This window comes from Streptomyces sp. So13.3, assembly GCF_005860785.2.
Taxonomy (GTDB): domain Bacteria; phylum Actinomycetota; class Actinomycetes; order Streptomycetales; family Streptomycetaceae; genus Actinacidiphila; species Actinacidiphila fildesensis.
The window spans coordinates 460,041-480,806 of record NZ_CP048835.1 but is presented as its reverse complement, the minus strand read 5'-3'; the positions used below and the strand labels follow the sequence as shown (position 1 = coordinate 480,806).

Annotated in this window: 20 protein-coding genes, 4 pseudogenes and 1 riboswitch; of the genes and pseudogenes, 18 read left to right on the top strand and 6 right to left on the bottom strand. The window is 69.7% G+C overall.

Annotated features, from left to right (window positions below; genetic code table 11):
- Window positions 1–34 precede the first annotated feature (34 nt).
- The 5 genes from C8250_RS02260 (at window position 35) to C8250_RS02240 (ending at window position 3,395) form a co-directional block, all read left to right on the top strand.
- On the top strand, window positions 35–1,675 hold the full coding sequence (locus C8250_RS02260) for a fatty acid--CoA ligase family protein (protein ID WP_274599391.1): 1,641 nt from the start codon (window positions 35–37) through the stop codon (window positions 1,673–1,675).
- The gene (locus C8250_RS02255; protein WP_138351859.1) at window positions 1,672–1,908 is read left to right on the top strand and encodes a hypothetical protein; all 237 of its coding nucleotides are present in this window, start codon (window positions 1,672–1,674) and stop codon (window positions 1,906–1,908) included. Before C8250_RS02260 ends, C8250_RS02255 begins: the two co-directional genes overlap by 4 nt.
- An 84-nt stretch (window positions 1,909–1,992) precedes the next feature.
- Window positions 1,993–2,193 (top strand): MbtH family protein, encoded by a 201-nt coding sequence (locus C8250_RS02250; protein WP_138351858.1) that lies wholly within the window; start codon window positions 1,993–1,995, stop codon window positions 2,191–2,193.
- A 9-nt stretch (window positions 2,194–2,202) separates the two neighbouring features.
- Window positions 2,203–2,766, top strand: a complete 564-nt coding sequence (locus C8250_RS02245) for a hypothetical protein (protein WP_138351857.1) — start codon at window positions 2,203–2,205, stop codon at window positions 2,764–2,766.
- Window positions 2,763–3,395, top strand: coding sequence for a DUF6875 domain-containing protein (locus C8250_RS02240; RefSeq protein WP_331284125.1), 633 nt, complete (start codon window positions 2,763–2,765; stop codon window positions 3,393–3,395). The genes C8250_RS02245 and C8250_RS02240 overlap by 4 nt, the downstream gene beginning before the upstream one ends.
- 23 nt (window positions 3,396–3,418) lie before the next feature.
- On the opposite strand, the gene C8250_RS02235 is transcribed toward C8250_RS02240, so the two are convergent.
- Window positions 3,419–4,351, bottom strand: coding sequence for a glutathione S-transferase C-terminal domain-containing protein (locus C8250_RS02235; RefSeq protein ID WP_138351855.1), 933 nt, complete (start codon window positions 4,349–4,351; stop codon window positions 3,419–3,421).
- 299 nt (window positions 4,352–4,650) lie between these two features.
- A riboswitch (SAM riboswitch) is annotated at window positions 4,651–4,764 on the bottom strand.
- A 99-nt stretch (window positions 4,765–4,863) separates the two neighbouring features.
- Here C8250_RS02235 and C8250_RS02230 point away from each other — a divergent pair.
- The 8 genes and pseudogenes from C8250_RS02230 to C8250_RS02200 form a co-directional block, all read left to right on the top strand.
- Window positions 4,864–5,379, top strand: a pseudogene (locus C8250_RS02230) (ATP-binding cassette domain-containing protein); the annotation flags it as partial.
- A gap of 137 nt (window positions 5,380–5,516) precedes the next feature.
- Window positions 5,517–5,636 carry a putative leader peptide gene (locus C8250_RS44685; RefSeq protein ID WP_331284126.1) on the top strand — a complete coding sequence of 40 codons (120 nt, stop codon included), beginning with the start codon at window positions 5,517–5,519 and terminating at the stop codon, window positions 5,634–5,636.
- Between the two features lie 70 nt (window positions 5,637–5,706).
- Window positions 5,707–6,915, top strand: coding sequence for an LLM class flavin-dependent oxidoreductase (locus tag C8250_RS02225; protein WP_138351854.1), 1,209 nt, complete (start codon window positions 5,707–5,709; stop codon window positions 6,913–6,915).
- 20 nt (window positions 6,916–6,935) lie between these two features.
- A complete protein-coding gene (locus tag C8250_RS02220) occupies window positions 6,936–8,318 on the top strand; it encodes an NtaA/DmoA family FMN-dependent monooxygenase (RefSeq protein ID WP_138351853.1) in 1,383 nt (460 codons plus the stop codon).
- Window positions 8,315–9,392 (top strand): annotated as a pseudogene (locus C8250_RS02215) (LLM class flavin-dependent oxidoreductase). The gene C8250_RS02220 and the pseudogene C8250_RS02215 overlap by 4 nt, the downstream one beginning before the upstream one ends.
- 14 nt (window positions 9,393–9,406) lie before the next feature.
- Window positions 9,407–10,552, top strand: a complete 1,146-nt coding sequence (locus tag C8250_RS02210; protein WP_138351852.1) for an LLM class flavin-dependent oxidoreductase — start codon at window positions 9,407–9,409, stop codon at window positions 10,550–10,552.
- Between the two features lie 119 nt (window positions 10,553–10,671).
- Window positions 10,672–10,875, top strand: coding sequence for a helix-turn-helix domain-containing protein (locus C8250_RS02205; RefSeq protein ID WP_138351851.1), 204 nt, complete (start codon window positions 10,672–10,674; stop codon window positions 10,873–10,875).
- 7 nt (window positions 10,876–10,882) lie between these two features.
- Window positions 10,883–11,353, top strand: coding sequence for a Clp protease N-terminal domain-containing protein (locus tag C8250_RS02200; RefSeq protein ID WP_138351850.1), 471 nt, complete (start codon window positions 10,883–10,885; stop codon window positions 11,351–11,353).
- 24 nt (window positions 11,354–11,377) lie between these two features.
- On the opposite strand, the pseudogene C8250_RS43240 reads toward C8250_RS02200, so the two are convergent.
- From C8250_RS43240 to C8250_RS02190, 3 genes and pseudogenes are all read right to left on the bottom strand, one after another.
- Window positions 11,378–11,572 (bottom strand): annotated as a pseudogene (locus tag C8250_RS43240) (homoserine O-acetyltransferase); the annotation flags it as partial.
- A gap of 5 nt (window positions 11,573–11,577) precedes the next feature.
- Window positions 11,578–11,805 (bottom strand): annotated as a pseudogene (locus C8250_RS02195) (PLP-dependent transferase); the annotation flags it as partial.
- A 262-nt stretch (window positions 11,806–12,067) separates the two neighbouring features.
- Entirely contained in the window at window positions 12,068–12,850 is a 783-nt protein-coding gene (locus C8250_RS02190) for a TioE family transcriptional regulator (protein ID WP_138351849.1), read from the bottom strand.
- A 58-nt stretch (window positions 12,851–12,908) separates the two neighbouring features.
- Between C8250_RS02190 and C8250_RS02185 the strand changes: the two genes are divergently transcribed.
- From C8250_RS02185 to C8250_RS02175, 3 genes are all read left to right on the top strand, one after another.
- Entirely contained in the window at window positions 12,909–14,126 is a 1,218-nt protein-coding gene (locus C8250_RS02185; RefSeq protein WP_138351848.1) for an erythromycin esterase family protein, read from the top strand.
- 217 nt (window positions 14,127–14,343) lie between these two features.
- Window positions 14,344–14,892, top strand: coding sequence for a DUF1062 domain-containing protein (locus tag C8250_RS02180; protein ID WP_138351847.1), 549 nt, complete (start codon window positions 14,344–14,346; stop codon window positions 14,890–14,892).
- 239 nt (window positions 14,893–15,131) lie between these two features.
- Complete coding sequence (locus C8250_RS02175) at window positions 15,132–16,823, top strand: FAD-dependent monooxygenase (RefSeq protein WP_244808944.1); 1,692 nt, start codon at window positions 15,132–15,134, stop codon at window positions 16,821–16,823.
- Window positions 16,824–16,862: 39 nt separating this feature from the next.
- Here C8250_RS02175 and C8250_RS02170 read toward each other — a convergent pair whose 3' ends face one another.
- Window positions 16,863–18,467: an FAD-binding oxidoreductase gene (locus tag C8250_RS02170; RefSeq protein WP_138351845.1), complete on the bottom strand. Its 1,605-nt coding sequence runs from the start codon at window positions 18,465–18,467 to the stop codon at window positions 16,863–16,865.
- A 71-nt stretch (window positions 18,468–18,538) separates the two neighbouring features.
- On the opposite strand from C8250_RS02170, the gene C8250_RS02165 reads away from it, so the two are divergent.
- The gene (locus C8250_RS02165) at window positions 18,539–19,159 is read left to right on the top strand and encodes a TetR/AcrR family transcriptional regulator (protein ID WP_138351844.1); all 621 of its coding nucleotides are present in this window, start codon (window positions 18,539–18,541) and stop codon (window positions 19,157–19,159) included.
- A 54-nt stretch (window positions 19,160–19,213) separates the two neighbouring features.
- Here the strand turns inward: C8250_RS02165 and C8250_RS02160 are convergent, their stop codons facing one another.
- A complete protein-coding gene (locus tag C8250_RS02160) occupies window positions 19,214–19,648 on the bottom strand; it encodes a VOC family protein (RefSeq protein WP_187144701.1) in 435 nt (144 codons plus the stop codon).
- A gap of 201 nt (window positions 19,649–19,849) precedes the next feature.
- Between C8250_RS02160 and thpR the strand changes: the two genes are divergently transcribed.
- On the top strand, window positions 19,850–20,503 hold the full coding sequence (gene thpR, locus C8250_RS02155; protein WP_187144700.1) for an RNA 2',3'-cyclic phosphodiesterase: 654 nt from the start codon (window positions 19,850–19,852) through the stop codon (window positions 20,501–20,503).
- Window positions 20,504–20,766 lie beyond the last annotated feature (263 nt).

The window sequence follows — 20,766 nt, the reverse complement described above, 5'->3', positions numbered from 1 at the left end:
AGCCTCGCGGGCGGTCCAACGACGATCCCCGCAGGTGTGCGCTGCCGAGGACTCGCTGGTGAGAGGAGTGCGAACGGCTTCGACTGCCACGCCGGTCACCTCACGCGCAGGGTCCTCCAGCGGCGCATCGCGTCGAATGCCGGCTCCTTCCGAGGCGGTCCGGGTGCGTTGGTGGCGTGCTTGCTCGGCGTTTCTCGGCGGTGCTAACTTCACCGTCATCAAATGCCGGAGCGAATATTGCACGGGCCGGTTTTCTCGTAAGGATGCGTTTATGGCGGATGCATGGTGGGGAGAACACCTGTTGGGTCGAGGGGCCGACGACGAGCTGTGGGCGGTTTCCCGTGCTCCCGTCACCCGTGGCGAACTCCGGGCAGCGGTCGGTGGCCTTGCAGGAGATTTCCGGGAGCACGGTATTGCCCACGGCAGCTCCGTTCTACTGCGCATGAAGCCGAGTTTCACGTATCTGCAGGTACTGCTGGCTCTGTGGAGCCGCGGGGCGCAAGTCATTCTGGTCGATTTTCGGCTGAGACCGGCCGAATACGAGCCGCTGGTGGAGCTGGTGCGTCCGCAGTACCTGGTTGCGGCGGCCGGGGCTGATGGGCCGGTGGCCGGATTCCGTCAGGAGTCCGCATTCTCGGTCCGGCGGCTGTCGAACGGGCGGCCGGCCGACGACGACATCCGCCTGGTGCAGTTCAGCTCGGGTTCGACGGGCAGGCCGAAGGTCATCGGCCGCCCGGCCGACTCCGTGCTGGCCGAGCTCGACCGGCACGCCGCACTCCCCGGGGTTCCTGGCAAGGGCGACCGGGTTCTGCTGCTGAACTCCGTCATGCACAACATGGGTCTGGTCAGTGGGGTGCTGCATGCGCTGGTGTCCGGGGCGACGCTGGTCGTCCCCCCGACGCTCCGCCCCACCGAGGTGGTGCGGCTGATGTCAGCCGCCGAGATCTCCGCCGTGTACGGGACACCCGCCCACTACGAACTCCTGGTGCGCACAAGGGATCCGCTGGACCTGCCCTCGCTGCGGCTGGCCGTCTCGGGCGGTGAGCGGGTTCCGCACGAGACCTACGAGCAGTTCGGTGAGCGCTTCGGCCTGCCGATCAGCCAGGTCTACGGCCTGACCGAGATCGGGCTGATCGCTGGTGACCTCTCCGGGACGTGCCTGCCCCCACAGCTGGGGCCACCGGTGCCGGGGGCCGAGGTGAAAGTCGTCGACGAGGAGCTCCACGTCCGGATGGACCGCTCGCCGTACCTCTACGGGGAGTATGCCGACCGCTTCACGGACGGCTGGCTGCGGACCTTCGACCGATTTCACCAGGACCCGACGACCGGGGTGCTGACCATGCTCGGCCGGACCGACTCGCTCGTCATCGTCGGCGGGTTGAAGGTCGACCTCACAGAAGTGGAGGCGGCCCTGCTGAGCCATCCCCGGGTGACCGATGCCGTGGTGACCCATGCGGAGGCCATCGAAGCGTTCGTCGGAGCCCATGAGGCGGTCACCGCGGACGAACTCACCGTCTGGTGCCGGGAACGGTTGAGCGCGGCCAAAATCCCCAGGCGGTTCTTCGTCACGCGGCAGCTGCCCCGGAACTCGATGGGCAAGTTGACCCGCAACCGCGCACTGATGCACGAGCACGTCACGTCGGAGGCGTCTTCCAAGCCATGGGACACAGCATGATCTCAAAGAGTGACATCAGAGTGATCCTGTCCGAGAATGCCGGGCTCGGGCCCCCGGACGAGTTTCCCGACGATGCCGAACTGGTGATCGACTCGCTCACCCTGCTCGTCCTCCAACATGTGCTGGAGGAGAAGCACGGTGTCGTCATAGACCCGCAGTTCGAGGACATGGAGCTGTTCACCTCGATCAACGGGATTCACAAGTACGTGATGAGGGTCGTCGAAGAGAGATGACGAACCCCACCGCCCGGCAATGCCGGCGCGGGCATGAAGCATGCGCAGCCACCCGAATCTGACCACTTTCTGTAGGGAGAAACGATGGCCAACCCCTTCGAGAACCCTGACGGCAGCTACCTCGTACTCGTCAACAACGAGGGCCAGCACTCGCTGTGGCCCGCCTTCGCCGAAGTGCCCGCGGGCTGGACGGTCGCCCTCGCCGAGACCGACCGCCAGTCCTGCCTCGACTACGTCGAGGAGCACTGGACCGACATACGCCCCCTCAGCCTCGTACGCCGATAGGAGAACGCGATGGACGACACCGCCTTCCAGACACTGCTCCTGAGAGAAGAGGACCTCGAAGAGTCGTTCTTCGGCGAGGAACCGAGCGCCGCCTACGACCCCAGCTTCGTTTCCGGTGACGAGTCGGGGCGCGCCATTGTCGACCTGACGAACATGCTGACGCACGGCACGCATCCGGAGGCGACACAGCATGCCTCCGCACTGTTCACGAACGTCGTGGGCTCGGTGATATTCCACAACGTCACGCGGTTCGGCAACCAGGCCTGCCGGCAGGTGTTCGAGGAGATCTCCGCCGCAGTACGCGACTGCACGCACTACCGGATGGAACTGAACGACGGCGTCCAGCTGGACATCACGAAAGTCGGCCAGGAACCGATCTCCGTCGGAGACGGCAGCTTCATGGTGCGATGGCTGTCCACCGTCGAGCACTTCCGTATCGAGACGTCCTGGGTCATCGTGATGAAGGACGACATCCTTTCGCTGGTGAACACCCGAGTCCCGGACGAGTCCGAGATCCGTCGTCTCGCGCGCATCGCGGTCGATCGCGTGTCGGATCTGACGGGAACACCATGAACTCCACGGGATCCGTCGTCGATATCGAGTCCGCGCTCGAATCGGTCGACTTATGGCTGACCGACTACATTGCGACGAACCATCCGGAGATCGGCCGAATGGGCCCCATCTGCCCTTTCGTGGCCCCCTCTCGCAAGAACAGAACCATGGAGATCCGTATCCGCCTGGTCGGGCACTCGCCGACCCCCGACCTGGTGGAGGAGATCGTACGGAGCAGCCTGCACGAGTACCTGCTGACCTCCTGGCAGGGACGGAATCCCATGCTGCGCGCCATGGTGGTCGTCCTTCCCGATCTCCACAGCGAGGACACCGAGCTTCTCGACAAGGCGCAGGAACGCGTCAAGGACGACTACGTGGCGCAGGGCCTCATGGTCGGTCAGTTCCACGAGAACTGCGATGTGAGGGCAGCAAGGAATCCGCGGTTCGCTGTGAGCAAGGCACCCGTACCCGTCCTCGCGATTCGCTCCATCGCCCTGCACGACATCTTCTTCCTGTCCGAGCGGGCGCAATGGTTCGAGAAGTACCGTGAGAAGTTCGGCAAGTTCTTCGGACCGCAGACCGCGCCGATGGACGCGATCCTGGTGGAGCGCTACCGGCAGTCCGAACGGGACTACGGGTACCGGGACTGACCTCGCCGTTGCGCCGACAACGCTCAGCTGATCCGCAGGACTCCGGGGAGCTCGATCGCGGCGCCTGATGATTCTGGGCCACGGCAGGTGCGGCGGTGCAGACGGGCCATCCGGTCCGTGCGGAGGTTGTCGCGGAAGGCCGGGTGGCCGTGCAGGCGTCGCACGTAGGCCCACAGGCGGTCGTGCCGGGCGATGGCGTGTACCGCGTCGGCGTCCAGGTGGAGACGGCCGACGAGGTCGAGGTGTACGAGGGTCACCCAGAGGTCCACGTCCGCGGCGGTCAGTTCGTCGCCCAGCGCATAGGGCCCGGTGGCCAGTTGGCGGTCGAGAAGGTCCAGTGCCGCGAGCAGGGTTTCCAGCGCCTCCCCTCGGCGGTGCGATGCCGGGGCCGCACCGGCCCGTTGGGCGGCTTCGGCGATGTCCTCGTCAAGGAGTTGCCGGATGGTCTCGATGTCCGCGACGAGGGCCGGCGGGCGCAGGCGGGGCAGGCCGTCCCGGCCGTGCTCGGTGAGGTGGTCGGCGAGGTCGACGAGGTCGCGGAGGATGTCGGGGGTCTGATCGCTGACGATGCGTCCGCTCCAGCGGTCGGACAGCGCGGGCACGGTGAGTGGACCGTCGTAGTGGTGCCGGGTGGCCTCGTAGGCGCTGCGCAGTGCCACGAGGGGGTCGGGGGTGCCGGCCGACCGGGGGACGGGGGTGATGGTGACCGAGTCCGTGAGGGCGAGCAGGTCCAGGGTGATCGACACCCGCAGGGACCGCGGACAGCCCGGCGCTAGGTACACGTTGTAGCGGAGGGGCGCCGGATAGAACCCGCCGGCGAGGTCGACGCCGATACGGCTGCCGAAGTGCGACGCGCGGGCGGCCAGGGTGACCTGGGGGTCGGACACGGCGGGTCGGAGATCGCGGACGGTGGCCGGGCGTGAGGTGAGCGGGCTGGGCAGAGCTGTCTCGGGCATGGCTCTCCAATGCGGGCAGGGAAGCAGCCTGGGTGTGCCGAAGCGGCGTCGGTGGCAGGACGCCTGGAGAGCCCGGTGTCTGGGTGTGCGGACGACGCCTGGCCCGGTGATGTGCGCCTACGGGAGCCCCTCAGGAGCTGTCCCGGTCAGACCGCCGGGCTGCCGGTCGCGCTGCAGACCCGCAACAGGTCGATGTGGAGACGTCGGGTCAGGAGCGGCCGACGGGCGCTCGCCTTCCCCGTCCCACTGCCAGTGCGCGGCATCTCCACCGGTCCCATCATCGGGGCTCGTGAGACACGAGACCACGCTTGTCCCGCCACCCCGGCAGGACCCGGTCATCACCCAGGGCACCCCGTCGCGGAGAAGGGTTGCCTGTCAGCGGGCCGGGGCCGATGACCCACTGGGGCAGGAACCCCGCGAGATGGGCGCTGACTATCGTTACCGTCCTCAACAGTGTGGTTGCGCCCTGTGACGGAGTCAAGAAGGCCGAGGCTCCGTCTCATGGACCGGTACTGGACGACGGACACCACGCTGGTGAGGATCACGTACCAGACGGTGGCGACCACCGGGTGCTGGACGGCGTGGACCTGACGGTGCGGCCAGGAGAGGTCACGGTGATCCTCGGGCCGTCCGGCTCCGGCGAGTTCACCCTGCTGCGGGTGATCAACCACCTGGAGAAGCCGGAGGTCGGCTACGCCAGCCTCAACGGCGAACTGATCGGCGTCCGCAGACAGGGCGAACGGCTCAAGGAGCTGAGCGAGCGCGCGATCCTCGCCCAGCGCAGCCGGATCGGCTTCGTCTTCCAGAACTTCAACCTCTTCCCGCACCTGACCGTGCTGGACAACGTGGCAGCGGCGCCCGTGGCGACGGGCCTGCTGCGCAAGCCCGAGGCGCAGGCGCTGGCCCGTACCCTCCTCGACCGGGTGGGGCTGGCCGACAAGACCGGTGCGCATCCGCGGCAGTTGTCCGGCGGCCAGCAGCAGCGGGTGGCGATCGCCCGTGCCCTCGCACTGCGGCCGGGGGTGATTCCACCTCGTACGGACGCCTGAGCATGGGGCGGAATAGGTGGCGTGGCGGCTGCGTTGTGGGCGACGGGGGTACAGGCATGCCCCCCGGGTCGGCACTTTCTGGTGGACCGCGGACACGATGGGTGGAGGTGACGTCGATGCAGGCTGAATCCGGCCGGTTCGTCGTCGAACCCCTGGTCCCGCGTGGCTGCGTGCACCTGTACTCCCGGTCCCACATCGACCTGCTGCGGGTGGCCGGCGCGCTCTGTTGCGCCTGACGCGTTCCCCGCGCCGGGCCCTGCCGAGCAGACCCGGCGATCGTGTACGGCCGATCAGGAAGACATCGTTGTGCCCGCATTTCCTTCCTCACCTCAGCATCTTGCCGTAGCCCTGGACGGCGCGGGCTGGCACCCGGCCGCCTGGCGCGCACCACAGGCCAGGCCTCGCGACCTGCTCACCGCCGGCTACTGGGCCGACCTCGTCACCGAGGCGGAACGCGGCCTGCTCGACTTCGTCACCTTCGAGGACGCCCTCGGGCTGCAGTCGTCGCGCTTCACCGAGCCGGACGATCGCACCGATCAGGTACGCGGCCGGCTGGACGCGGTCCTCATCGCCGCCCGCGTCGCACCGCTGACGCGTCACATCGGGCTGGTGCCGACCGTCGTCACCACCCACACCGAGCCGTTCCACATCTCCAAGGCGATCGCCACCCTGGACTACGTCAGCACCGGCCGTGCGGGCCTGCGGGTCCAGGTGTCGGCACGGCAGAGCGAGGCGGCCCACTTCGGCCGTCGTACGTTCCCGCCTCTGCGCATCGAGGACCTGGACACCCCGGAGGTCCGGGAGTTGACCGCCGAGCTCTTCGAGGAGGCCGCCGACCACGTCGAGGCCGTCCGCCGTCTGTGGGACAGCTGGGAGGACGACGCGGAGATCCGCGACACCTCCACCGGGCGCTTCGTCGACCGCGACAAACTGCACTATGTCGACTTCGAGGGCCGGCACTTCAGCGTCAAGGGACCCTCGATCACCCCCCGGCCGCCCCAGGGACAGCCGGTCGTCACCGCCCTGGCGCACCAGAGCGTCCCCTTCCAACTGGTGGGCCGTTCCGCCGACATCGGCTACGTCACCCCGCACGACCCCGGCCACGCCCGCGCCATCTCCGACGAGATACGCGCGGCCCAGGCCGCGGCAGGGCGCTCCGACGAGCCCCTGCACATCTTCGGTGACCTGGTGGTCTTTCTCGACGACGACGCGGCAGCGGCGGCGGACCGCAAGGCACGCTTGGACGACCTGGCGGGTTACCCGTACACCAGCGACGCGAAGATCTTCACGGGAAGCCCCGCGCAACTCGCCGACCTGCTCCTGCAGTGGCAGCAGGCCGGACTGTCCGGCTTCCGGTTGCGTCCCGGCGTCATCGGCCATGACCTTCCGGCGATCACCCGCGGCCTGGTGCCCGAACTCCAGCGCCGCGGCGCCTTCCGGCGGGTGTACGAGGCCGACACCCTGCGCGGGCTGCTCGGGCTGTCCCGTCCCGCCAACCGCTACGCCACCGTCTGAGCCGGGAGGACCGTCCGACCATGAGCAAGCCACTGAAGCAGATCCATCTCGCGGCCCACTTCCCCGGTGTCAACAACACCACCGTGTGGAGCGACCCGCGGGCCGGCAGCCACATCGAGTTCAGCTCGTTCGCGCACTTCGCGCGGACCGCCGAACGCGCCAAGTTCGACTTCCTGTTCCTCGCCGAAGGGCTGCGGCTGCGCGAACAGGCCGGGCAGATCTACGACCTGGACGTGGTCGGGCGGCCGGACACCTTCACGGTGCTGTCCGCTCTGGCCGCGGTGACCGAGCGCCTGGGCCTGACCGGCACCATCAACTCCACCTTCAACGAGCCCTACGAGGTGGCCCGCCAGTTCGCCAGCCTCGATCATCTGTCGGACGGGCGTGCCGCCTGGAACGTCGTCACCTCCTGGGACGCGTTCACCGGCGAGAACTTCCGCCGCGGCGGCTTCCTCCCGCAGGACCAGCGGTACTCCCGCGCCACGGAGTTCCTCGCGACCGCCATCGAGCTGTTCGACTCCTGGCACGGTGAGGAGATCGTCGCCGACCAGGAGTCCGGCATCTTTCTGAAGGACGCGCGCGCCGGGGCCTTCGTCCATGAGGGAGAGCATTTCGACATCGCCGGGCAGTTCAATGTCCCGCGCAGTCCGCAGGGCCGTCCGGTGATCTTCCAGGCCGGTGACTCGGAGGAGGGCCGGGAGTTCGCGGCCTCCACCGCGGACGCGATCTTCAGCCGGTACGGCACCCTGAAGGAGGGTCAGGAGTTCCACGCCGACGTCAAGCGCCGGCTCGCCCGCTACGGGCGCCGCCCCGAGCAGCTGCTGATCCTGCCGGCCGCGACCTTCGTGCTCGGCGACACCGACGCCGAGGCCCAGGAGCTGGCCCGCGAGGTGCGCCGGCAGCAGGTCAGCGGAGCGACCGCGCTCAAGCACCTGGAGTTCGTCTGGAACCGCGACCTGTCCGGCTACGACCCGGACGGCCCGCTGCCCGACATCGACCCGGACCTCGGTGAGCACACCATCGCCCGCGGCCGCGCGCAGGTGCGGATGTACCGTGACCCGCTGGCCACCGCCCGCCAGTGGCGTGAGCTCGCGGCGGCCAACAACTGGTCGATCCGCGACCTCGTCATCGAGACCGGCAGCCGGCAGAACTTCGTCGGCTCCCCGGCCACCGTCGCCGAGTCCATCAACACCCTCGTCCAGGCCGATGCCGCCGACGGCTTCATCCTGGTCCCGCACATCACCCCCACCGGTCTGGACGGCTTCGCCGACACCGTCGTACCGCTGCTGCAGGAGCGCGGTGTCTTCCGCACCGCGTACGAGGGCACCACGCTGCGCGACCACCTGGGACTGGCCCACCCCGACGCCGCCGCCGAGCCGGGCACCGGGCGGGTGGCGTCGTGAAGTTCCTGGCCATCACCCTCATCGTGCACGCCCCCGACCCGGTGAACGGGGTGCTGAAGCCGACCCACGACCGTTTCCGCGAGGTGATCGACAACGCGGTGTTCGCCGAGGAGACCGGGTTCGACGGCTTCGGCGTCGGCGAACGCCACGAGCGGCCGTTCATCTCCTCGTCGCCACCGGTCGTGCTCAGTCACATCGCCGCGCTCACCTCCAGGATCCGGCTGTTCACCGCCGTCACCACCCTCAGCCTGCTCGACCCGGTACGCGCCTACGAGGACTACGCGACCTTGGACCACTTGTCCGACCCGCCTGGACCTGATCATCGGGAAGGGCAACGGCACCGCCCAGCGCGAGCTGTTCCAGGTCACTCCCGATGACCAGTGGGAGCGCAACGCCGAGAGCTATGAGCTGTTCCGCCGGATCTGGCGGGAGGACAAGGTGACCGCAGAACCGCGCTTCCGCCCGGAGCTCACCGCCGCCGAGGTGTGGCCCAGGCCGTACCAGCAGCCGGTGCGGGTCTGGCACGGCAGCGCCACCAGCCGGGAGTCCGTCGACCTCGCCGCCCGCTACGGCGACCCGCTGTTCTCGGCCAATGTCACCAACCCCATCGAGCCCTACGCCGAACTCGTCCGCCACTACCGGGAGCGCCGGGCCCACTACGGCCACGACGCCGCCCACGCGGTGGTCGGCGCCGGTACCGCCGGGTACTACGCGGCACGCACCTCGCAGGAGGCGATCGCCGCCTACCGGCCGGTCTTCGAGGGACAGCTGGCCTTCCAGAAGCGGCTGGGTCTGGAGCCGGTGTTCGCGACCCTGGAGGACTTCGTGGAGCGCAGCTCGGCGCTGATCGGCAGCCCCCAACAGGTGATCGACAAGGTGCACCGCTACCACGAGCAGTTCGGCCACAGCGTGCTCCATCTGCAGGCGGACGCGAGCGGGCTCGGCGACGCCCGGCACCGGGCCTCGCTGGAACTCTTCCAGTCCGACATCGCGCCCGTACTGCGGCGCGACATCCCCGACCCACCGTTCCCCTGGACCCCGGTCCTCGCCGCGCCCCGACCCGCCGACTTCTGAGGAGCACCCCGATCATGTCCGGCATCCCTCTCGGGGTTCTCGACCTCGTCCCGGTTCCGTCCGGCTCCACCGCGGCCGACGCGCTGCACAACAGCATCGACCTCGCCCGCCAGGCCGAGCGGTTCGGCTACACCCGCTACTGGGTCGCCGAGCACCATCTCAACCCGGGCGTCGCCGGGACCTCTCCCGCTGTCGTGCTGGCCCTGACCGCCTCCGCGACCTCCACGATCAGGATCGGTTCCGGGGCGGTCCTGCTGGGCCACCGCACCGCCCTGTCCACCGTCGAGGAGTTCGGCCTCATCGACGCCCTGCACCCCGGGCGGCTCGACCTGGGCCTCGGCCGCTCCGGGGGACGTCCCCCCAGTCCGAGCGCGGACTCCGTTCCGGCCGTGGGACCCCTCGTGACCGCGACCCCGGTCATCGACGGACACACTCCCAACGGGCTGCGGATCCCACCCCGGTTCTCCTTCGAGCACCTGCTCGGCTCACCCCGGTTCGCCCTCCAGCAGCGCCTGCTGCGCCAACCGAACGCCGAGGCGCAGGATTACGGCGAGCAGATCGACGACATCCTCGCCCTGCTGCGCGGCACTTACCGCTCGGCCGACGGCGTCGAGGCGCACGCCGTGCCCGGCGAGGGCGCCGCCGTGCAGGTGTGGATCCTGGGCAGCAGCGGCGGGCAGAGCGCCGACGTCGCCGGCCGCAACGGTTTGCGTTTCGCCTCCAACTACCACGTCAGCCCGGCCACCGTCCTGGAGGCGACCGAGGGGTACCGCGCCGCGTTCCAGCCCTCCGACGATCTCGACAAGCCGTACGTCAGCGTCTCGGCCGACGTCGTCGTCGCCCAGGACGACGCGACGGCCCGTGAACTCGCCGCCGGCTACGGTCCGTGGGTCCGCAGCATCCGCACCGCCGAGGGCGCCATCGCCTTCCCCACCCCCGAGCAGGCCCGCGCCCATGTGTGGACCCACGAGGACCGGGCTTTGGTGGCCGACCGCGTCGACACCCAGTTCGTCGGCACCGCAGGACATGTGGCCGACCAGCTCGAACGACTTCAGGAGGCCACCGGCGCCGACGAGCTGGTCATCACGACCATCACGCACGACCACGCCGACCGGGTGCGTTCCTACCGGCTCCTGGCCGAGGAGTGGCAACGCCGCTGAGGTCCTTCCCATGACGGGCCGCTGGGGGCCTGACAGCCCGCGGTCAATGGGTCGTAACGCATCGGCGGACTGTCAGTCTGGGTTGACAACATGATGGCTGTCAGCCCAGACTGACAGTCATGGAAGCAGGAGATCTCGCAGAACGCCTCAGGTCGCACGACCCCGCCGTCGGGCTACGGGCGGTGGGCGCCCTGCACCGACTGGCCGAGCAGATCGAAACGGCAGCGGTGGTCCGCGCCAGGGAGCAGGGATGGTCCTGGGAACAGATCGGGGATGCCCTCGGCGTGTCACGGCAATCGGCGCACGCCAAACACGGGAAGTGAGACGACAGTGTTCGAACAGTTCGCAACAGGTGCCCGCGCGGCGGTCACGTCCGCTCTGGAAGAAGCCAGGCTGCGCGGCGATCGCCGCATCGGCACCGAGCACCTCCTCCTGGGAGTACTCCACGAGCCCGGCTCGCTCGCGGTCCGATCCCTCGGTACCGACCTGGAGGCCGCACGTACCGCCCTCGACGTCCTCGACCGGTCGGCACTGGCCGCGATCGGCATCGACGTCCAGGGCGTCGAGAGGCCGCCGGTCCCCGTCTCACGCAAGCGCACCCCCTTCACCTCCGGTGCCCGCTCGGTGCTCCCGCGCGCCCTCGTCGAGGTGAAGAAGGCCGGCAGCCGGCGCATCACGCCGGAGCACCTGCTGCTCGCGATCCTTGACTGTGAGCGGCCTGATCCCGCGGCAGAGCTGATGGAGCAGCTGGGCATCGACCGTGCGGCCGTCCGTGAACGCATCAGGCAGGCGGACGCCTGAGATCCCCGGTCCACCCAGAGATCGTCATGAGGTGGTGAGTTCGCGTACGAGCGCGGCGACCTGCTCGGTTTCGATGAGAAAGCCGTCGTGACCGTAGGGGGAGTGGACCATTCGCAGCCGGTCGGCCGAAGGAATACCGGCTGCCAACTCGGCCTGCTGGGCGGGTGGGTAGAGACGGTCGGAGTCGACTGCGGCGACCAGCGTCCTGGCGGTGACCCGGCGCTGCCCGCCTCGACGCCGTCACGCAGTTCGAAGGCCAGGACCGCGCCGGCACCACGCGGCAGATAGCGCTGCCCGGCCTCGTACCACCGGTTGGACGGCAGGCCCGGGTAGTGGACGGCGGCGACCTCGTCGCGCTGCTCCAGCCATTCGGCGAGCGCCTGGGCGTTGGCCGAGTGCCGTTCGATGCGCAGGCTGAGTGTCTCCACGCCCTGCAGCAGCAGGAAGGCGGAGAGCGCGCCGAAGGCGCGGAGACAAGGGGGATGATCAGCGGCCGGAGAGGGCGGCCGGACGCCGGGAGCGTGGCGTCAGCGCACGGCGCGACAACCGGTGCTGGTGACACGCCCGTAGTCCACGTGGCGACGGGTCACAAGCAGGGTCATGCCGCAAAAAACCCACAGTGATGAGATCCGCACCAGCACGTCGTGCAGACCGAGTTGGGTCCCGGCCGGCCCGGCCGCCGCGGGCAGCCGAAGCCGGCTCGCGATCGAGGTCTCATCCGCGCTCGCGGAGGTACGCCTCCAGCTCTGCCGCCCCGGTCAGCATCGACCGTCCGCGGGCGGAGAGTCGACCGTGCCAGTCGCACAGTGCGGCCTCCAGCGGCTCCAGGCCGCCGGCCGCCCGCACCTGGGTGATCAGCGGGGCGATCTGCTCCAGCAGATAGCCGCCCCGCCTGAGCTGATGGGCCAGCCGGGCATCCCGAACGTCGGCCTCGTCGTAGACGCGGTAACCGGTCCGTGGGTCGCGGCGCGGGCGCACCAGCTCGGCGCGCTCCCATTTGCGCAGCGTCGCGGGCCGGATTCCGAGCTGGTCCGCCAGCGGCCCGATGAACGTGGGCCCAATGAAGGTGCCGCCGGGCCCGGACACCGCGGCCGGCTCGGACTCCACGCCGGGCTCGGACCCGACACCGGGCTCGGACCCCAAACCGGGCTCCAGGTCGCGGAGGGCGCTCTCCACAGCCTGGAGCGTCCGCCGGTCGCCGAGCAGTTGGGCGTGGCTCTCGTCGATGAGGCGCAACGCCTCGTCGACCGCACCCTGGTTCACGGCCCGCAGGATCGCCGCCGCCGTCCGGTGGCCGTGGCCGGGCACCAGGGCGAGGAACGCGCGCAGGGCCCCGGCGTGCAGCGGGGTGTAGGTGCGGTAGCCGTGGGGTGTGCGAACGGCGGCCGGCAGGATGCCGGCCTCCTCGTAGTTCCTGACCGCCTGCGTGGACAGACCGTGCCCGCGCGCCAGATCGACCGGCCTGAGCCGATCACCACTTTGAAGGTTTCTCCGCATGAAGCTGACGATATCGCGGGAAAGTTTCAACCGAAGGTTCAACGATACCGTTGAAGGCATGGCTACTGACATCAAGGACACCGTCCATGCCGTCGAGGCTGCCGCCGTCATGAGGCTGCTCCAGGACCGGCCTCGGCTGCTCGCCCTGGGCGAGCCCACCCACGGCCAGGATGCTCTGCTCGACCTGCGCAACGAGCTCTTCCAGCAGCTGGTCGAGCAGGAGGGCTACCGGACGATCACGATCGAGAGCGACTGCATGATGGGACTGGTCGTGGACGACTACGTCACCTCGGGCACGGGCACTCTCGACGAGGTCATGGAGCAGGGAGTCAGCCACGGCTGGGGCACCTTCGCGGCCAACCGCGAGCTCGTGCGCTGGATGCGCTCCTACAACGTCCGCGCCGAGACCGACGGCCGGCCCGCGTTTGAGCGGCTCCGCTTCGCCGGGTTCGACGGCCCGCTGGAGATCACCCATGCCGCGAGCCCCCGGCAGGCCCTCACCGCACTCCACGGCTACCTCGCGGCCCGGGTGGAAGCGGACCTGCTCCCCTGTACCGCGGACACCCTCGACCGCCTGCTGGGTGCCGACGACCGGTGGACCGATCCCGCCGCGATGATGGACCCGTCCCGATCCACGGGGCAGTCGGCCGAGGCCGGTCAACTGCGGCTGCTCACCGACGATCTGGTGGCGCTGCTCGACGCGCGGACGCCGCACCTGATCACGGCGAACTCGCGGGACGACTGGGACCGGGCTCGCCTGTACGGGCGCACCGCGACCGGCCTGCTGCGCTACCACCACTCGATGGCCGACACTTCACCGGCCCGCATGACCCGGCTGTGCGCGCTGCGGGACTTGATGATGGCCCACAACCTCCTCGCCCTCGCCGAACGGGGCCCGGTACTCGTCCACGCCCACAACTCCCATCTCCAGCGGGAGAAGAGCACGATGCAGATGTGGCAGGGGCCGGTGGAGTGGTGGAGCGCCGGTGCGCTGGTGAGCGCCCAACTCGGCAAGGAGTACGCCTTCGTGGCCGCAGCCCTTGGCACGATCCGGCACCAGGGAGTGGACACACCGCCGCCGGACACCGTCGAAGGACTCCTGTACGCGCTCCCGGAAGACCGCTGCGTCATCGACGCCCCGCGGCTGGCCACCGCCCTCGGCACCACACGGCCCGAGACCCGCGTGTCCCCCTGGTTCGGCTACGCCCCGCTCGACCCGGCCCACCTGGCCGACAGCGACGGTCTCGTGTTCGTCAAGGACGTCCAGCAGAGCTGAATGGCGGAGACCGCCCTGGCGCCCGGGGGCCGGCACGCGAAAACCAGTGGAGCGGCGCCGTTGTGCGCCACTACCGTGCTGCCGGACCGAGTCGTCTGGGCAAGGACGTGCCGTTGTACACCGTGTGAGACCTCCCAAGTGCTGAATCGTCGCGCGTCGCGCATGTGCGCCGCGCTCCTTTTTGCTGCGGACTTCTCACCAGGACTGGTGTACCTCTGTGCTCAAGAACTGGGTGGTCACGCCCACCTGCCTTCCGCTCGTTCTCCGCCGTTGCCACGCGTGCGCGTCCGGGTGCTTCCGGGCAAGCGGTAAATTTCGCGTCAACGCACACCACAAGCTCATCGACGCCTGGCTCCTCGTGCTCTGTACCGCTTGCGGGGAAACGGCGAAGCTCACGGTCCTGGAGCGGGTGAATGTGCGCTCCGTCCGACCTGAGCTGCTGGACCGGCTGCATGACAACGACCCTGGCCTGGCAGCTGAGCTGCTCCAGGATCCGGTCGTGCGGCGCCGTAATCGCATCGCCCTCGGCTGGGACAATGCCTGGCGCCTCGACACCGGCGGATCGGATCACCTGGACCAAGAGGTGATCGACATCTCGGTCCGTTTCGCGGCGCGGATTCCGGTCCGGCCGGTGCGGCTGATCGCTGAAGGTTGCGGGCTTTCGCGGGCCGAGGTCGAGAGACTGATCATGGAAGGGAGTCTCGTTTCGGCGGTCCGGCTGAGCGGCAAGCTCTCCGGCGACTTCACCTTCACGCTGAAGCGCTGAGCCCTTCCCGGGACCAGGGCCTGTCCGGCACGATGCGCCGGACAGGCCCTGACGCCGGTCTCCTATGGCGCAGCCCGCCGCCGCTGCCCGTGGTGGGTGGTGGGGGTGGGCATGAGGCGCTCAGTCGGCCGGCAGATCAGGAGTCAGGGGATGAACTGGGCCTCGGCTCGCCGCCCGTGCCCCGGAGGGGGACCATGGAGCAGAGGGGCGATACGGGGGGACAAGCCGAGGAGGCGCCCGTGTCGCACACCCGGTCCATCGACGTACTGATCGCGGGCGCCGGCCCCGTGGGACTGAGCGCGGCTGCCGAGCTCCGCCGCCAAGGGGTGCGCTGCCGTCTCATCGACCGGCTGCCGGCCCGCCTCCCGTATGCCAAGGCTGTCGGCATCCAGACGCGCACCCTGGAGATCTGGGACCGGATGGGCCTGGTCCGCGCCGTCCTGGAAGCCGCCGTTCCGATGCACGGCCAGCTGATCTACGTCAACGGCCGGGAGCAGGCGCGGATCGAGCTCGCGCTGCCGCCCGAGGTGCCCTACGGATTCGCCGCGCTCCCGCAGTACGAGACCGAGCGCCTGCTGGAGGAATACGTCAGGGGCCTGGGCACGGCAATCGAGCGCTCCACCGAGTTGCTTTCGTTCACCCAGGACGCGGGCGGAGTCACCGCCCGCCTGATGACCGCGTCCGGCGGTGCCGAGGAGGTCCGTACGCGCTATCTGATCGGCTGCGACGGCGCGCACAGCACCGTTCGCAAAGGACTGGGGCTCGGCTTCGAGGGAGGCGCCTTCGCCGAGGAGTACATGCTGGCCGACGTCGAGGCGGACTGGGACCTTCCGCCCGGATACGGCGTGCGCTCCCTCCACCACACCGACGACGGCGCCACCGATGACCTGCTGGTCTGTATCCCGCTGCCCGGCGCCGGACGCTACCGCATGTCGATGCTGGTCCCGCCCGAACTCTCCGCCCAGGCGACAGACCCGGCGCCCGGGCGGACAGCCGGCGTAGCGCACGGCCTGGAGGGCGGCCGGGTCCCGGAGCTGTCCCATGTCCAGGCTGTCGTCGACCGCTTGGCCCCCAGGCCGGCCACCCTCTCCACCATGCGATGGTCCTCCGTCTTCCGCATCAGCCACCGGATCGTGGACCGCTACGCCGACGGCCGGGTCTTCGTCGCGGGCGACGCCGCCCACATCCACCCACCGACCGGCGCCCAGGGCATGAACACCGGCATCCAGGACGCCTGCAATCTGGCCTGGAAGCTCGCGCTCGTCATCAGCGGGGAGGCCGGGCCGGCCCTGCTCACCAGCTACGACGCCGAACGTCGCCCGGTCGGCGAGGAGGTCGTCGGCCGGACGGTCCGGCACGCCACCCGCGGCATCGAGGCCGACCCGGACGACCCGAAGACCATCATGCTCCGCGAAGCCCAACTGCTCGTCGGCTACCGGGACGGCCCACTCGCCGACAGCCCGTACGGGCCGACCAACGCACCCCAACCCGGCGACCGGGCCCCGGACTGCGCCGGCCTGACCACCCCCATCGCCACCTATCCGCTGCGCCTGCTCGACATCCTGCGCGACCGCACGGGCCACGTGCTGGTCCTGTACGCGGCCGAGGCGGCCGACCTGGCCGAAGCCGCCGATGCTGCCGGGGTGCTGCGGATGACCGGCAGCAGCCCTGACACCCCCGACGGCCCGGACGCCGGGGCCGGCCTGCAGACCATCGCCGTCCTCGCCCGGGAAGCCGCACCGACCGATCCCGGAGCCCTGGCCGTCCCCGGATACCGTGACACCGCCGGGGAGTTCGCCCGGTTGTACCGACCTGAGGGCCCGACCGGCTTCCTCGTCCGCCCGGACGGGCACCTTGGCGCCCGCTTCGCACTCGCCGACGCCAAGGCGGCTCTGTCCAGCTACGGTGCGGCCCTGTCCGTACCCGCCTGAACACCATGACCGACCGCATCACCGGTTCCGCACTCCGGCTCAGTCGACGAGTACGCCGGGGTTGAGGATGCCGTGGGGGTCGAGGGCGTGCTTGGCGGCGCGCAGAGCGAGTGCGAAGGGTTCCGGGCGCTGGCGGTCGTAACCAGGGCGGTGGTCGCGGCCGACGGCGTGGTGATGGGTGATGGTGGCGCGGTGGCGGTGGAGGACGTCACTTGCGACGGTCTTGAGGTGGTCCCAGATGGCGACTTCGTCGCCGGGGCGGCCGGCGGCGAGGACCGTGAAGTAGGGGGCGGCGCCGTCGGGGTAGACGTGTGTGAGGCGGCAGTTGATGGTTGCGGGGTGGCCGGTGATGTCGCGTGCGGCGGTCCCGACCTCGGTGCGGATGGCGTCGATGAGGGCGGGCAGCTGGTTCCAGGTGGTAGCCGTCTCGAAGGTCTCGACGACGGCTCCCATCCTGGCCAGACCGTCGCGCAGGTAGGGCATGCGCAGAAAGATGGAGCGCCAGGCACCGACGGCCGCGTCGGCCGGGGCGCCTGCCTCGGCGGCGGACTCACCGCCCCGTCCGCCGTGCGCGCGGGCGAGGTCGAGGGCCTGGGCGAGGCGAGCGTGGACGGGTGCGGTGGCGGACTCGAAGCCGAGGACGAGTACCGCGGAGCCGTCCCGGGAGGCGCCGGCGAGTGCTGCCTCGCCGGAGTCGAGCAGGCGGCAGTTGGCGGGGGCGAGATCGGACTGGGCGATGGCGCGTACCCCGTTCAGCGCGGCGTGGAAGTCGGTGAAGGCGAGGGAAGCGGAAGCACTGTGGCGGGGGCGTTCCTGCAGGCGCACCCATGCCTCGGTGATGACGCCGAGGGCGCCTTCGGAACCGAGGAAGAGCCGGTCGGGAGAGGGCCCGGCGCCTGAGGCGGGCAGTCGCCAGGACGTGCTGGTACCGGCGGGGGTCACCACGCGCAGGGACTGGGTGAAGTCGTCGATGTGGGTGCGGCCGGTGGCGTAGTGGCCGCCTGCCCGGGTGGCGAGCCAGCCGCCGAGGGTGGAGAACTCGAAGCTCTGCGGGAAGTGGCGCAGGGTCAGGCCATGGGGTCGCAGTTGGTCCTCCAGCGCGGGGCCGAAGGTGCCGGCCTGGATGCGAGCGGAGCGGCTGTCGGCGTCGATCTCCAGGACCCGGTCCATGGCGGTCAGGTCGAGGGACATGACGGCGTGGTGGGTGTCTCCGCGGTACTCCACACCTCCGGTGACGGAGGAGCCGCCGCCGAAGGGGACCACGGCGACGTGGTGTTGGCCGGCCCACTCCAGAAGGTCGGCCACGTCCTGGTCGCGGGTCGGATGGGCGACCAGGTCGGGGATCCGGCCGGGCTGCCCGCGCAGGGCACGGATGACGTCGCGATAAGCCTTGCCCATGGCGTGGGCGGCGCGCGGTCCGGGGTCGGCGGTGACCAGGTGGGCGAGGCTTTGCGGGGGCTCGGCGCCGGGGCGTCCGATGTTCAGGTCGGCTGTCCGCGGGGCCGGCAGCGGGTGGGGGAGAGTGCCGGGGAGCAGGGCGCCCAGGGCGGTGCACTCGGCGTCGTCGGGGTGAGCGTCGGCCCATCCCCATCCCCACCAGGAGCGGACGCGGGAGGTGCGGGGAGCGGTCGTGGGGTCGGGCATGGGTCCGATACTCCATGATGACTGAGGGTAATGTACCTGCCGGTAAATTACGTTAGGGTAACATCGAGCCCATGACCACCCCCCAAGGCAGGGCCGGCACCAAGGGCGTTCCACGGGCTCGCCGTGAGCAGCAGATCCTGGCCGCCGCCACCGAAGAGTTCGGGCGCCACGGCTACGCTTCCGCGTCGCTGGCCGCCATCGCCGCACGCGTCGGCGTCACCAAGACGTTGCTGCACCAGTACTTCGGCGCGAAGCAGGACCTCTTCCTCGCCTGCCTGAACCCGGTCGGCGACCAATTGCTGGACGCCATGCGCGCCGCGATGGCGGAGGGCGACGCCACCGCAGCGCGCACACCACTGCTGGTGCTGCGCGCCATCTTCACCGCACTGGACGGCCGACGTGAGGGGTGGTTCGTGCTCTACGACGCCTCGCTGCCCGCCGACAGCGAGCCCGCCCGAATCGCCGCGCGCTACCGGACCGCCATCGACCAGCTCGCCTCAACCGGCACCGCCGACCTGCTGCGCGCGACCGGGTCCCCCGACCCACTTGATGCGGACGCGCTCAAATACGCCTGGCGGGGCCTGGTCAGCGCCCTGGTCCGCTGGTGGATCAACCATCCGGACCAATCCCCGGACGCCATGGCGGACCGCTGCGCCCGCCTCTTCGCCGCCACCGGCAGAGCCTTCGACTGAAGTGCTGTCCTGGAGGTCGACGACCGTGTGTGGAGTCGACCGCGACGACTCCGTCTAGGAAGTCGAGCTGTCCGAGGTACTCGACGGATCCATCCACATGATCTGCCAGCCGTGGCCGTCAAGGTCGAAGAAGCTGCGTGAGTACATGAAGCCGTGGTCCTCCGGGCCATCCGCCTCGGTGCCGCCCGCGGCAAACGCAGCCTCAGCGACCGTGTCGACCTCATCGCGGGTTGCCACGCTGAAGCAGTAGAGCGCCAGCGCGTGCGTGGTGGGATCGGCCATCGGCAGCTTCGAGAACTGCGCGAACTTCTCGTGGCTGAGCAGCATGACGGAGGCTTGCTCGCCGACCAGCATGCAGGCCGCGGTCTCGTCGCTGAACATCGGGTTGAAGCTGAACCCGAGCCGCGTGAAGAACGCCTTGCTGCGCTCGGCGTCCGCCACGGGCATGTTCACGAACAGCATGCGACCGGCGTGTGCGGGAGCGGTCATGGTGTGTCTCCAGTCCGAGGTTCGATGACGTACAACGGGGTAGACCCGCCGCGCCTGCAGAACTCATCGGTGGACTTCGGAATTCGCATCGGGCTCTTCATCCGCTGGGCAGGACGATCCGAAAGAAACGGCCTGGACATGTTGCCTCTTCCGCGGCACCCGCGCCGGGGCATCGCCTGCCCGGGTGGTACGAAGTCCAGTGTGAACGAACAGGCTCAGCCCGCGACCGTACGTGTGTTCATCGCGCTCGCCCCGCCCGACCACGCGAAAGAAGAGCTGTCCCGGGAGTTGCGCCCCGCCTATGACACGCACCCGGACATGCGGTGGAACCGTGTTGAGGACTGGCACATCACCCTGGCGTTCCTCGGGGAGCTCCCGGCCGAGACCGTTCCGCTGCTGCGCCCGCCTCTCGCCGACCTTGCGGCGGACCACCGGCCCCCGTGTCTGGCACTGCGCGGCAGCGGAAACTTCGACGACCGGGTGCTGTGGAGCGGAATCGACGGAGACCTCGAGGAACTGCACCTGCTCGCCGCCGCTGTGCGTACCGCCGTCAGGAACTGCGGTGTCGTCTTCGAGGAGCGGCCCCTGCGCCCCCATCTGACGTTGGCCCGGGCCCGCCGGGGCGACCGATCCTCCGTCGGAGAGATCGCCGCAGGCTTCGTCGGATTCACCGGCAGCCGATGGGCTGCCGAACGTCTGCACCTGGTCGGCAGCAACGTGGGCCGTAGCCGCGGGCCGATCCACTACCGGGACATCGAGGCGTGGACCCTCGGCAACGGCAACGGCAACGGCAACGGCAACGGCAACGCGAACGGCCCCGGGCAACAGGGCGCATCCGGTCCGACCCGGCGCTAAGCGGGGTCGGGGCCGTCGGCGAATTGCGGCAGAACCATGTCGATCAGTGCGGTGACGTCGTTCCTCGGCATGCCGGGCGTGGAACCGCAGGCCGAGGCCGCTCGGGCGGAGATCCTCGAGTTCCTCCGGGTCTCCTTCACCACATGATCCGAACGCACGACGACTGATGACGAAGACACGTCAGCCGTGGAGACGACCGCGACGCGTGTTACGCCGGATCCGGCGGCCCCGCCCCTGAGGGGCGGCCGGCAACCAACTCGACG